Raw genomic sequence first — 13,152 nt, 5'->3', positions numbered from 1 at the left:
AGATCCCTTTGCCAATGGCAAAGGGATCTGACCCCACTCAGGATGCCGGCCAGCGGCCGGCACTACCATTGCGTTACCCCGCGCAGCGCGCGCAGAGACCGTGGACTTCCAGCGTCTGCGCCTGCGGCTGGAAACCCAGCTCCTTGGCGCGCTTCTCCAGCTGGCTGACGATCTCGCGGTCTTCCAGTTCCACTGCGCTGTGGCAGCTGTTGCAGATCAGGAATGGCACCGAATGCGCAGCGCTGCTTGGATGATGGCAGGCCACGAAGGCATTCACCGACTCCAGCTTGTGCACAAAGCCATTGGCCATCAGGAAGTCCAGCGCGCGGTACACGGTGGGCGGGGCATCAGCGCCCACGCCCTTGCCGTTACGCACCCATTCCAGCAGCTCGTAGGCCTTGACCGGCTTGCCGGCCTCGGCGATCAGCTTCAGCACATTGGCGCGGATCGGGGTCAGGCGCAGCCCGCGTTCGCGCGAGACACGCTCGACCACCGCCACGAAATCCGATGCGTCGTGGACGTGGTGGTGCGGGGCGGTACAGGCAGTGGCGGTCTTGGCGGGCATGCGTGTTCTCCGGTTCGGGCCTGGCAAGGATGCCTCAGGCCGTTGCTACCTTGGTGATGGCCACATCAATGCGTTTCAAGGCCTGCTCGCGGCCGGCCAGGTAAACGGTATGGGAAATGTCAGGGCTGACCTGGGTGCCGGTGATGGCCACGCGCAGCGGCTGGGCGACCTTGCCCATGCCGATTCCCAGCGCTGCGGCCGCGTCGTGCAGGGCGACGCCCACCGACTCGGCGGTCCATTCCGGCAGCGCGGCCAGCAGCTCGCGGGCCTTGCCCAGCGCCACCTCGGCACCGGCCTTGAAGTGCTTGGCCACCGCCGTTTCATCGTATTCGGTCAGCGGCTGGTACCAGACCACGGCCTTCTCGGCCATTTCCTTCAGGGTCTGCACGCGTTCACGCAGGGCGATCACCACATCCTCCGGAGCCGGGCCGGCGGCCACGTCCAGCCCCAGCTTCTGCAGCTGGTAGACCAGGTGCGGCACGATCGCGGCCACCTCCTCGGTCTTCAGGAAGTGCTGGTTGACCCAGCCCAGCTTGGCCATGTCCAGGCGCGAGGCCTTGGAATTGCAGTCCTTCACGTCAAACAGGTCGATCAGTTCCTGGCGGCTGAACAGCTCCTGGTCACCATGCGACCAGCCCAGGCGGGCCAGGTAGCTCAGCAGCGCATCGGGCAGGTAGCCGGCGTCCTTGTACTGCATCACGTCAGCCGCACCGGTGCGCTTGGACAGCTTGGCGCCCTGCTCGTCCAGGATCATCGGCATGTGGCCGAACTTGGGCACCGGCGCGCCGATGCCTTCATACAGGTTGATCTGGCGCGGGGTGTTGTTGATGTGGTCGTCGCCGCGGATGACCTCGGTGATGCCCATGTCCCAGTCGTCCACCACCACCGCGAAGTTGTAGGTGGGGTAGCCGTCCGGGCGGAAGATGACCATGTCATCCAGCTCGCTGTTGGCGATCTCGATGCGGCCCTTGATCAGGTCATCGAACACCACCGTGCCTTCCAGCGGGTTCTTGAAGCGGATGACGCGGTTCGGGTCGTCCCGGTAGGGCAGGCCCAGATCGCGCGCAGCGCCGTTGTAGCGCGGCTTTTCCTGCCTGGCCATGGCGGCCTCGCGCATGGCATCCAGCTGCTCGCGGGTCTCGTAGGCGTAGTACGCCTTGCCCTCGGCGATCAGTTGCTCGGCCACTTCCCGGTAACGGGCGACGCGGTCGGTCTGGTAGATCGGGCCTTCGTCGTAGTCCAGGCCCAGCCACTCCATCGCCTCCAGGATGGCGTCGATTGCGCCCTGGGTGCTGCGTTCGCGGTCGGTGTCCTCGATGCGCAGCACGAACTCGCCGCCGCGGTGACGGGCCTCCAGCCAGCAGTACAGCGCGGTGCGGGCACCACCGATGTGCAGGTAGCCAGTGGGACTGGGGGCGAAGCGGGTGCGGCAGGTCATGGACGGCTCGAGGAACGGGAATCCCCCGATTTTACCAGCCCACCGCCCCCGACGGAAAAAGGGGACGGAGGGGATTAAGTCGCGATTGCCCAGCCCTGGGAAAAAGGGGACGGAGGGGATTAAGTCGCGATTGCCCAGCCCTGGGGTGCTGTAACCGGGAAGCGGAGGGGCAGATACGACTTAATCCCCTCCGTCCCCTTTTACGGTTCTGCCTTTCGCGGGAACGACGGCTCGCGCATTGCGGCGTTGTAGGCGAACGAAGCGACGATGGCCGCGGCCTGCTTCAGGTCTTCCGGTTCGGCGTGGTCCCAGGTGTCCAGGTGGCTGTGGTGGACGTTGGTGAAGTAGTCCAGCCGGTCCTGGATGAACTGGAAGCCCGGCAGGCCGATGCGATCGAAGCTGATGTGGTCGGTACTGCCGGTGTTGCGGGTGGCCACGGTGGTGGCGCCCACGTCATGGAACGGCGCCAGCCAGGCTTCGAAGATCGGCATCGCCGCCAGGTTTTCCTGCGCGTAGATGCCACGGAAGCGGCCCGAGCCGTTGTCCATGTTGAAGTAGACCTGGAACTTGCTGTAATCGCGGGTCTTCTGCAGTGCACCGGTCGGCTCGCGCAGCGACGCCGGCAGCGCTTTCTGGGCCGCGTCAGTGGGTTCGGGGAAGCGACCGAAATGCTTGGCCACATAGGCCTGCGAGCCGATCAGGCCCTGCTCCTCGCCGCTCCACAGCGCCACGCGGATGGTGCGCCTGGGCTTGGCGCCGGTGGCCTTGAGGATGCGCATCGCCTCCATCATCACCGCCACGCCGGCGGCGTTGTCGGCCGCACCGGTGCCGCTGTGCCACGAATCCAGGTGCGCACCGATCATCACCACTTCATCGGGCTTGCTGCTGCCGCGGATCTCGGCCAGCGTGTTGTAGCCGGGCTGGTCGGCCTCGTCGGTGAAGCGCGCCGCTACATCCACGCGCAGGCGCACCGTCTGCTTGGCCTGAAGCGCGCGCACCAGCGGATTGAAGTGTTCGCTGATCATCGCCAGTTCGGGGATGCCCACCGGCTCACCGGCCTTGCGCGAACCGCCGCCGGCAACGCGGATGATGCCGTTGTCCCAGCTGCTGATGCTGATCGAGGCCAGCGCGCCCTCTTCCACGAAGAAGGCATTGACCTTGGCCGCCAGCTGCTGGCGTTCCTGGTATTCCTTGACCCGCTTGGCGCGCTCGGCGGTGGCGTCCTTGTCCTTGGGCAGGGTGAACTCCTGCAGGCCCTCCAGCGAGGTGGCGTCGTGGCGGTGCGAATCGGGCTCGGTGCCCCGCTTGTATTCGCGTGCCTCGCCCAGCAGGAGGATCTTGCCGCGCAGCTTGCCGCGGTACTTCTCGATGTCTTCGGGCTTCTTGATGTCGACCTGCATCAGCTCGCCTTCGACCGGGCCCTTCGTACCGGGGGTCCAGGCCTTGGGCAGCGCATGCAGCGGCTGCACGCGGTCACCCAGCATTTCCACGCTCGCCGAGGTGAATTCCCAGCCACGGCCGAAATCATCGAAGGCTTCGTCGTGGACGTTGTCCAGCTTCCATTCGTTGAACTTGCCGCGGGTCCACGCATTGGCGCGGCCCATCGCCGGCGAATTGCTCAGGCGCGGGCCGATGCGCTCGGTGAGATAGCTGAAGGTGTCCATCACCTGCGAACGGTGGAACGCCTCCTGGCGGATGCGGCTGACCATGTCCAGGTCCACCGTCTCGCGCTGCTGCGCCCCTGCATTTCCACCCATCACCAGCGCTGCGGCCAGCACGCCCCACTTCAACACATCGCACCCCTGCCCTTCGGCTCGATCATCAACCCATCGAGTCTAGCCAGCCGGGGCGCGGCGATACCGTCCCATCGGTCATGGACGGCGCGGAAGCGTGCGAACCAAGGTTCGCACCCACAGGAGAGTGATTGGGTCGTACCCGCAAAGCCGAATCACCCGCTCCATCCCAACCACAACTGCGCCCGCTCCGGCAGCAACAGCAACCAGTGCCGCCGGTCGATGCTGCTGCAGCCGTACACCGCCGCGTGTGCCGGCCAGTCATCCGGAAGGCCGCCGATGCCGATCTCGGCCAATGCCTCCGCGCCGGCCTTCCATGGCCGGTAGCGCGGCACCCGGCCGGCCACCGCGCCGCGTCCCTGCCGCGCACCCTGCAGCCAACGCAATCCCTGCCCCTGCAATCCTTCGCAGGTCACCGCCGCCAGCTGGAAGCGGACCAGGCCGGGGGCGATCCGCGCCCCCGGCAGGGCCGCCAGCACGCCATGTGCCTGCAGCAGTGCATCCACTTCCAGCAGGGCCGGAATGCCCTGCCGTGCCCGTTGCCGCAATCCCTGGCGCCAGCCCATGGCGTGCTCCTTACTTCAGGTCCGCGCCGAGCGCGTACCAGTCGACCCGGCGGGTCACCCACATCGCCAGCGCCAGGATCACGAACAGCAGCAGCGACCCCATCAGCAGTGCGTTGTTCTCCGACACCAGCAGGCCATACAACGCGCCGTACAGCACGGTCAGCAGGGCCGCGAAGCCGAGGCCGCGCTTCCAATGGCCCAGCACGTTGGCCAGGTACACCGCCTGCAGGCCGATACAGGCCACCGCCGAAACCAGGTAGGCCTTCCAGAACGCGATGTGTTCGGACAGGCTGATCAGCAGCAGGAAGAAGATTGCCAGCGCCAGGCCGACCATCAGGTACTGCAGCGGGTGGATGCGCAGCGACTTGATCAGCTCGAACAGGATGAAGCCGACGAAGGTCAGCAGCACGAACAGCACGCCGTACTTGGACGCACGGTCGGCCTGGGTGTAGGTATCGACCGGATCGACCAGCGACACCGTAACCGCCTGCGAGTCGACCGAACCTTCATTGCGCAGCTGCCGCTGTGCGTCGGAGGCCAGCGAGGACACCGCCCAGCGCGCGTCGAATCCCTGTGCATCAACGCGCCGCTCGTTGGGCAGGAACGCACCGCTGAACGACGGATGCGGCCAGCTCGAACGCAGCGCGATGTGGGTGTCATCGCCTACCGGCACCACCGACAGCATGCGGCTGCCATCCAGGCGCAGCTCCAGTTCAACGGTGCTGGCCGCCAGCGTGCCGCCCTGATCCGCAGCGAAACCGGCCACCGGCGCATGCAGGCCACGGCCGACTTCACTGGCCACGCCGACGCCCGGCAGCAGGCGCAGCTGCTTGCCATCCACGCGCAGGTTCGGTGTACCGACCAGGCCGCGCACATCGGAAATTCCCACCGCCACATACGGCTTGCCATACGTGCGCCCTGCCTTCACCGGATAGTCGTCAGCGGCGAAGCTCGCCTTCATCTGGCCGTTCCAGCTGTACACGGGCACCTTGAACAGGCCGACTTCGCGCTGGCTCGGCAGCATCTCGCCACTTACCGCCAGCGACGCCGGCATCTGCAGCCAGTGCCCCTCGGTGACCTGCACCTCGGTCTTCTTGACGCCCAGCGGGTCAACCAGTTCAACCTGCTTGCGTTCCACCCACGGCACCACCCGCACCGGGCCCACCAGCTGCTGCGTGCCCGCACGGCTGTCGGCCACCCGCGCAAAGGCCTCGTCGCGGTACTGGCTGCGTTCGGTGATCACCCCGCGGATCATCATCAGCGGCACCAGCAACAACAGGATCAGCCCGCCGACAATGGCGAACCGCAGCAGCATCTTCAGGGATTTCATGGTCCATCCTCGTTGGAGAGAGCTGCAGGATGGACCGCTGCGGTGAGCAGGGTTTGTGGCGAATTTGAAGCGAGTGTGAAGTCAGCGGCGCGGGCGCTGGCCCGCAGCACCCAACGGCAGCCACAGGCCTGCCACCGTGCCACCGCCATCGCGGGCGTCGAGGCTGGCGCGTCCGTCATGCAGGCGAGCCACTTCCTGCACGAACGGCAGGCCCAGGCCGGAACTGCGCCGGCCGCTGCCGGGGCGGGCCAGCGAATAGAAGCGTTCGAACACCCGTTCGCGCGCGTAGTCGGGAATGCCGGCACCGCGATCCGCTACCTGCAGGCGCACGCCCGGCCCGTCCACCTCGGCCTGCAGCGCGATGTCCGCGCCGGGCGGTGAGAAAGCAATGGCGTTGTCGATCAGGTTGTGCAACGCCTGCCGCAGCAGATAGGCATCACCCTGCACGCGCATGTCGGGCACGCTGCCGATGCGCACCTGCACGCCGGCCGCCTGCGCGCGCACCTGCGCGGCCGCCGCTGCGTCGGCCAGCAGCGTGGGCAGCGCGATCGGATCGCGGGTCTGCAGCCAGCCGTGCTGTTCCACTTCGGCCAGCGCCAGCAGCTTGTCGATCGTCTCGGTCAGCCGCTCCTGTTGATCAACGATGCTGCGTGCGAAATGCACGCGGTCGGCCTCCGGCAGCGGCTCCTGCAGCAGCTCGGCGGCACCGCGGATCGCCGCCAACGGACTCTTCATTTCATGCGTCAGCGACTGCACGTACTGCTCGACGTAGGCCTTGCCCTCCAGCTTGCGGCGCATCGTTTCCAGTGCCTGCCCCAGGTCGCCGATCTCGTCGCGGCGACGCCGCGGCGGTGGCACCGGTTCGCCGGCGCTGACCGCCCGTGCATAGCGGCTGAGCTGGCCAAGGCCCGTGGTGAGCCACATCGTCACCAGCACGCCGACCAGCGCCGACAATCCGATCAGCCAGGCGCCGCGCTCGATGATGGCGCGCTGGCTGGCCGCAATGAACGGATCGATGCTGCGGTTGGGCTGGGCCAGGCTGAGCACGCCGATCAGGGTGCGGCCATCGGCCGGGTCGTATACCGGCGCCGCCACATGCATCACCGTATCGCCTTCTTCGCCTGGCACTTCCGGGCTGGAGCGGGCGCCGTACTCGCCACGCAGGGTGCGGTAGACATCGTTCCAGCGCGAATTGTCACGCCCCAGGTCGCGGCCCAGCGAGTCGTAGATGACGATGCCCTTGGCATCGGTGATGGTCACCCGGTAGTCCAGTGAGCGCTTGGGAAAGCGCCAGACCATCGCCTTCAGGTCACGCTGCCGCGCCTTGGCCAGGTTGCGGGTGAAGCTGCCGCTGCGGATGGTGCCGTCCTTGACATCGGCCGCCGCCATCTCGGCCAGCACGTTGGCGGCATCGACCAGGGTCGATTCCATCGCCTGGCGCACACCCGGCTTCACTTCGTTGACGAACACGCGCATCACGAAGAACGCGGCGATGCCGGTGATCAGGAAGAAACCGAGGAACAGCTTCAGGACCAGGCGCATCGGCTAGACCTCCAGCGCGTAGCCAAGGCCACGGTGGGTGCGGATCGGATCGTCGCTTGCACCGGCGGCGCGCAGCTTGGCGCGCAACGTCTTTACATGGGTGTCGACGGTACGGTCGGCACTGTCGGCGCTGCTGTCCCAGCCGCGATCCATCAACTGGGCACGACTGAGAATGGCGCCCGGCCGCTGCAGCAGCGCCTCCAGCAACGCGTACTCGTAGCGGGTCAGGTCCAGCGCGTGGCCGCGGAAGCGGATGCGCCGGCCTTCGCGGTCGATGGCGAAGGCGCCATGTTCCTGCCAGCCCGCATCGGCGCCGGGGGCTGCCGCGACCGGTGCCGCGCGACGCAGGCGCGCACGCACCCGCGCCACCAGCTCACGCGGCGAGAACGGCTTGGTCATGTAATCGTCGGCGCCCAGTTCCAGGCCCAGCACGCGGTCCACTTCATCGTTGCGGGCGGTCAGGAAGATCACCGGCAGCTGGGCCGCCGACCCGGGCTGCGCGCGCAGCCGCCGGCACACCTCGAAACCGCCCAGGTCGGGCAGACCAACGTCCAGCACCACCACGTCGATATCCCCGGCCTGCAGGCGCTTCAGGGCCTCGCCACCGAGCAGGCAGTGGCTGGCGGCATAGCCCTCGCTGCGCAGCGCATAAAGCACGGTTTCGGCGATGGCGGCTTCGTCTTCGACGACCAGGACATGGGCAACGGGAGCTGTCATGGCGCGCAGCATAGCCGCTGCGGCCGCCGCCCCGTACACTGCCGCCCATGAACTATCGCCACGCCTTCCATGCCGGCAACCACGCCGATGTGCTCAAGCACATCGTGCAGCTGGCCCTGATCGACAGCTTCAAGCGCAAGGACAGCCCGTTCTTCGTGCTCGATACCCACGGCGGTGCCGGCCGTTACCTGCTGGCCAGCGAAGAGAGCCGCAAGACCCTGGAGGCCGAGTCCGGGATCATGCGGCTGATGGCCCAGCCCAAGCTGCCGGAGGTGGTCGAGCGCTACCTGAAGGCGGTGCAGGCCGACAATCCGGTGGGCGCGTTGACCAACTACCCGGGCTCGCCGCTGCTGAGCGCACAGGCCATGCGTGCGCAGGACCGCATGGCGGTCTGCGAGCTGCAGGAAGCCGAAGCGGCCACGCTGAAGGCCCTGTTCGCCCATGACAGCCGCGTCGATGTGCGCCCCGGCGATGGTTACGCCCTGCTGCGCTCGCTGCTGCCGCCCAGGTTCAACGGCAGCAAGATCGGCCGTGGCCTGGTCCTGATCGACCCCCCGTACGAGGCCCAGGACGCCGAATACCAGAACATCCTGGCCGCCCTGGCCGAGACCCTGGCACGCTGGCCGCAGGCCACCTGCGCGGTCTGGTTCCCGATCAAGCAGCGCCGCACCATCCTGCACTTCCTGCGCAAGGCCACCGCCCTGCCGGTGAAATCGGCGATGACGATCGAGTTCCTGGTGCGCCCGGACGACTCACCGCTGCGCCTCAACGGCAGCGGCATGCTGCTGCTCAACCCGCCGTGGCAGTTCGACCGCGTGGTCGGCCCGGCCCTGCCGGCGCTGCGCCAGCACCTGGGCGAACCCGGGGCCAGCACCCGCCTGGACTGGCTCAAAGCCCCCGAATAACGGCCTTCACGAGGCTGTACCGCCGTGAGCCTTTCGTTCACGGAACGCAGCCCCGGTGATGCCACAATCGATGGACCACCAAGGAATCACCCGGTATGGCCACTCGCAACCGCATGCCGCCCTGGCATGAGATCTTCAAGGCTCCCAGCGGCCACGAGCTGCTGATCCGCCCCATCCGCCCGGAAGATGGCGCACCGCTGCAAGCGGCATTCAGCCTGTTCGGGCCGGAAGAAATCCGTGATCGTTTCCTGCAGGCGGTGACCGAGCTGTCGCCGGAAACCACCCAGCGCCTGACCCACCCCAACCCCAAGACCGAGATCACCCTGGTCGCAGCCGAGTCCCTGCCCGCTGGCGAAGCGGTGGTCGGCGCGGTCGCCCGGGCCTCGATCATCCCCGGCACCCGTGAAGCCGAGTACGCGATCCTGATCAGCCGCTTCCTGATCGGGCAAGGCCTGGGACGGCAGCTGATGCGCAAGCTGGTGAAGTGGGGCCGTGGCAAGTACCTGGACCGCCTGTACGGCGACGTAGCCGCTGAGAACGAACCGATGAAGCAGCTGGCCGCGTCGCTGGGCTTCAGGCCGGTGCCGCACCCGACCGGCGCCGAAGGCCTGGTCCGGATGGTGCTGGAGCTGGACAACTGACGGATGCGCCGGGCCCTGCCCGGCCACGTCTCCCGGTAGTGCCAGCCGCTGGCCGGCATTCCGCTCTGCCAACGGCAGATGAGGCTGCCGGCAGCCGGCCGGCACGACGCACAGGAGCCGGATCGGGCTTCTGCTAAAATCCGGGGTCCATGTCGCGTACCTCATACCCCGCCCCGCCGCTGCCGCGCGCCGGCCAGCTCCGCGCCTGGTGGCGCGCCCCCGCCTCGCCCACCGCACTGGCCTGGTACCTGGCCCAGGCAGCGCGCGTGCACGACGCTCCGCTGCTGGTGATCGCCCGTGACAACCACGGCGCCAACCAGCTCGAAGCCGACCTGCAGACCCTGCTCGGTGGCGACCCGGCCCTGCCGGTGGTCGCCTTCCCGGACTGGGAAACCCTGCCCTACGACCGCTTCAGCCCGCATCCGGACATCATCTCGCAGCGCCTGGCTGCCCTGCACCGCCTGCCCACGCTGAAGCGTGGCCTGGTGATCGTGCCGGTGCAGACCCTGCTGCAGCAGCTGGCCCCGCGCAGCTACGTCATTGGTGGCAGCTTCGACCTGAAGGTCGGCCAGCGCCTGGATCTGGAAGCCGAGAAGCGCCGCCTGGAAAGCGCCGGCTACCGCAACGTGCCGCAGGTGATGGATCCGGGTGACTTCGCCGTGCGCGGTGGCCTGCTCGACGTGTTCCCGATGGGCGCCGACGAGCCGCTGCGGGTGGAACTGCTGGACGAGGACATCGATTCGATCCGTGCCTTCGATCCGGAAAGCCAGCGTTCGCTGGACAAGGTCGAGGCCGTGCACATGCTGCCGGGCCGCGAAGTGCCCATGGACGAGGCCAGCATCGCCCGCGTGCTGGCCACGCTGCGCGAGCGCTTCGATGTCGATACCCGGCGCAGCGCGCTGTACCAGGATCTGAAATCCGGGCTGGCGCCGGCCGGCGTCGAGTACTACCTGCCGCTGTTCTTCGAGCGCACCGCAACCCTGTTCGACTACCTGCCCAGCGGCAGCCTGCCAGTGGTCTGTGCCGGTGCCGGCGAAGCCGCCGAGGCGTTCTGGGCGCAGACCGGCGAGCGTTATGAGCAGCGCCGCCACGATGTGGAACGGCCGCTGCTGCCGCCGTCGGCGCTGTACCTGTCGCCGGAGCTGCTGCGCGAGCGCCTGAACGATGCCCCGCGCATCGAGGTATGGGCCGCCGACCACGCACGCATCGCCGACGCGCACGCGCTGGGCGACCAGCCGCTGCCCCCGCTGCCGGTGGCCGCACGCGAAGCCCCCGCCGGCGATGCGCTGAAATCCTTCCTCGGCCACTACCCGGGCCGGGTACTGATCGCCGCCGATTCGCCCGGCCGCCGCGAGGCACTGCTGGAAGTGCTGCAGGCCGCCGAGCTGAAGCCGCCGGTGGTGGCCGACCTGCCCGGTTTCCTCGCTAGCGATGCGCGCTTCGCGATCGCAGTGGCGCCGCTGGAAGATGGCTTCGCGCTGGACGATCCGCGCATCGCGGTGCTGACCGAGCGCCAGCTGTTCCCCGAGCGCGCCGGCAGCACCCGCCGCACGCGCCGTGCCGGTCGCGAGCCGGAGGCGATCATCCGCGACCTCGGCGAGCTGACCGAGGGTGCGCCGATCGTGCACGAGGACCATGGCGTCGGCCGCTACCGTGGCCTGATCGCGATGGACGTCGGCGGCATGCCGGGCGAGTTCCTCGAGATCGAATATGCCAAGGGCGACCGCCTGTATGTACCGGTCGCCCAGCTGCACCTGATCAGCCGCTACTCCGGTGCTTCGGCGGAAACCGCACCGCTGCATTCGCTCGGTGGCGAGCAGTGGAGCAAGGCCAAGCGCAAGGCCGCCGAGAAGGTGCGCGATGTGGCCGCCGAACTGCTGGAGATCCAGGCCCGCCGCCAGGCGCGTGCCGGCCTGGCACTGCAGGTGGACCGCGCGATGTACGAGCCGTTCGCCGCCGGTTTCCCGTTCGAGGAAACCCCCGACCAGCTGGCCGCGATCGATGCCACCCTGCGCGACCTGACCAGCAGCCAGCCGATGGACCGCGTGGTCTGCGGCGACGTCGGCTTCGGCAAGACCGAGGTGGCGGTGCGCGCTGCATTTGCTGCGGCCAGTGCCGGCAAGCAGGTGGCGGTGCTGGTGCCGACCACGCTGCTGGCCGAGCAGCATTACCGCAACTTCCGCGACCGTTTCGCCGATTACCCGCTGAAGGTCGAAGTGCTGTCGCGCTTCAAGACCAGCAAGGAAATCAAGGCCGAACTGGAGAAGGTGGCCGCTGGCACCATCGACGTCATCGTCGGCACCCATCGCCTGCTGCAGCCGGACGTGAAGTTCAAGGACCTGGGCATGGTCATCGTCGACGAGGAGCAGCGATTCGGCGTGCGCCAGAAGGAGGCGCTGAAGGCGCTGCGCGCCAATGTGCACCTGCTGACCCTGACCGCCACGCCGATCCCGCGCACCTTGAACATGGCCATGGCCGGCCTGCGTGACCTGTCGATCATCGCCACGCCACCGCCGAACCGGCTGGCGGTGCAGACGTTCATCACCCAGTGGGACAACGCGCTGCTGCGCGAAGCCTTCCAGCGCGAACTGGCGCGCGGTGGCCAGCTGTACTTCCTGCACAACGACGTGGAGAGCATCGGCCGCATGCAGCGCGAGCTGTCCGAGCTGGTGCCGGAGGCACGCATCGGCATCGCCCACGGGCAGATGCCCGAGCGCGAACTGGAAAAGGTGATGCTGGATTTCCAGAAGCAGCGTTTCAACGTGCTGCTGTCGACCACGATCATCGAATCGGGCATCGACATCCCCAACGCCAACACCATCATCATCAACCGTGCCGACCGCTTCGGCCTGGCCCAGCTGCACCAGCTGCGTGGCCGCGTGGGCCGTTCGCACCACCGTGCCTACGCCTACCTGATCACCCCCGACCGTCGCGCGATCACCCCCGACGCCGAGAAGCGCCTGGAAGCGATCGCCTCGATGGACGAGCTGGGCGCCGGCTTCACCCTGGCCACGCACGATCTGGAAATCCGCGGCGCCGGTGAACTGCTTGGCGAGGACCAGAGCGGGCAGATGGCCGAGGTCGGCTTCAGCCTGTATACGGAGCTGCTGGAACGCGCGGTACGCAGCATCAAGCAGGGCAAGCTGCCCGACCTGGATGCCGGTGAGGAAGTGCGCGGCGCCGAGGTCGAGCTGCATGTGCCGGCACTGATCCCGGAAGACTACCTGCCGGACGTGCACACCCGCCTGACCCTGTACAAGCGCATTTCAAGCGCGCGCGACAGCGATGCACTGCGCGAACTGCAGGTGGAGATGATCGACCGCTTCGGCCTGCTGCCGGATGCAGCCAAGCACCTGTTCGCCATCGCCGAGCTGAAGCTGAAAGCCAATACGCTGGGCATCCGCAAGCTCGACCTGGGCGAGAACGGCGGCCGCATCGTGTTCGAGTCCAAGCCGAACATCGATCCGATGGCGGTGATCCAGCTGATCCAGAAACAACCGAACCTCTATGCCATGGAAGGGCCCGACAAGCTGCGCATCAAGCACCCGCTGCCGTTGCCGGAAGACCGCTTCAATGCGGCCCGCGCCCTTCTGACCACACTTGCCCCGGGTTGATCGCCCCCCGAACACCCCGCACCGGTCCCCACCCGGTGCGG

Annotated in this window: 10 protein-coding genes; 3 read left to right on the top strand and 7 right to left on the bottom strand. The window is 67.7% G+C overall.

Annotation, left to right across the window (positions count from 1 at the left end; genetic code table 11):
- Positions 1-73: 73 nt before the first annotated feature.
- From ACSDHM_RS04715 to creB, 7 genes are all read right to left on the bottom strand, one after another.
- Positions 74-565: a Fur family transcriptional regulator gene (locus ACSDHM_RS04715; protein WP_005415799.1), complete on the bottom strand. Its 492-nt coding sequence runs from the start codon at positions 563-565 to the stop codon at positions 74-76.
- 34 nt (positions 566-599) lie between these two features.
- Positions 600-2,003 (bottom strand): glutamate--tRNA ligase, encoded by a 1,404-nt coding sequence (gene gltX / locus ACSDHM_RS04710; RefSeq protein WP_439426697.1) that lies wholly within the window; start codon positions 2,001-2,003, stop codon positions 600-602.
- Between the two features lie 200 nt (positions 2,004-2,203).
- Positions 2,204-3,796 carry a M20/M25/M40 family metallo-hydrolase gene (locus ACSDHM_RS04705; protein ID WP_151355047.1) on the bottom strand — a complete coding sequence of 531 codons (1,593 nt, stop codon included), beginning with the start codon at positions 3,794-3,796 and terminating at the stop codon, positions 2,204-2,206.
- A 155-nt stretch (positions 3,797-3,951) separates the two neighbouring features.
- On the bottom strand, positions 3,952-4,362 hold the full coding sequence (locus tag ACSDHM_RS04700; RefSeq protein WP_012479575.1) for a hypothetical protein: 411 nt from the start codon (positions 4,360-4,362) through the stop codon (positions 3,952-3,954).
- Positions 4,363-4,372: 10 nt separating this feature from the next.
- Positions 4,373-5,692 carry a cell envelope integrity protein CreD gene (gene creD, locus ACSDHM_RS04695; RefSeq protein ID WP_252745364.1) on the bottom strand — a complete coding sequence of 440 codons (1,320 nt, stop codon included), beginning with the start codon at positions 5,690-5,692 and terminating at the stop codon, positions 4,373-4,375.
- Between the two features lie 81 nt (positions 5,693-5,773).
- The gene (creC, locus tag ACSDHM_RS04690; protein WP_334271681.1) at positions 5,774-7,234 is read right to left on the bottom strand and encodes a two-component system sensor histidine kinase CreC; all 1,461 of its coding nucleotides are present in this window, start codon (positions 7,232-7,234) and stop codon (positions 5,774-5,776) included.
- A 3-nt stretch (positions 7,235-7,237) separates the two neighbouring features.
- On the bottom strand, positions 7,238-7,963 hold the full coding sequence (creB, locus tag ACSDHM_RS04685) for a two-component system response regulator CreB (RefSeq protein ID WP_438914692.1): 726 nt from the start codon (positions 7,961-7,963) through the stop codon (positions 7,238-7,240).
- A gap of 35 nt (positions 7,964-7,998) precedes the next feature.
- Between creB and ACSDHM_RS04680 the strand changes: the two genes are divergently transcribed.
- From ACSDHM_RS04680 to mfd, 3 genes are all read left to right on the top strand, one after another.
- The gene (locus tag ACSDHM_RS04680; RefSeq protein WP_438914693.1) at positions 7,999-8,856 is read left to right on the top strand and encodes a 23S rRNA (adenine(2030)-N(6))-methyltransferase RlmJ; all 858 of its coding nucleotides are present in this window, start codon (positions 7,999-8,001) and stop codon (positions 8,854-8,856) included.
- Positions 8,857-8,951: 95 nt separating this feature from the next.
- On the top strand, positions 8,952-9,497 hold the full coding sequence (locus ACSDHM_RS04675; protein ID WP_438914694.1) for a GNAT family N-acetyltransferase: 546 nt from the start codon (positions 8,952-8,954) through the stop codon (positions 9,495-9,497).
- Positions 9,498-9,646: 149 nt separating this feature from the next.
- Positions 9,647-13,111: a transcription-repair coupling factor gene (gene mfd, locus ACSDHM_RS04670; RefSeq protein WP_439426696.1), complete on the top strand. Its 3,465-nt coding sequence runs from the start codon at positions 9,647-9,649 to the stop codon at positions 13,109-13,111.
- Positions 13,112-13,152 lie beyond the last annotated feature (41 nt).

It is taken from the genome of Stenotrophomonas sp. T8, assembly GCF_051853085.1.
In the GTDB taxonomy this organism is placed as follows: domain Bacteria; phylum Pseudomonadota; class Gammaproteobacteria; order Xanthomonadales; family Xanthomonadaceae; genus Stenotrophomonas; species Stenotrophomonas sepilia.
The sequence above is the reverse complement of the archived record's forward strand: the minus strand, read 5'-3'. Positions and strand labels throughout refer to the sequence as shown.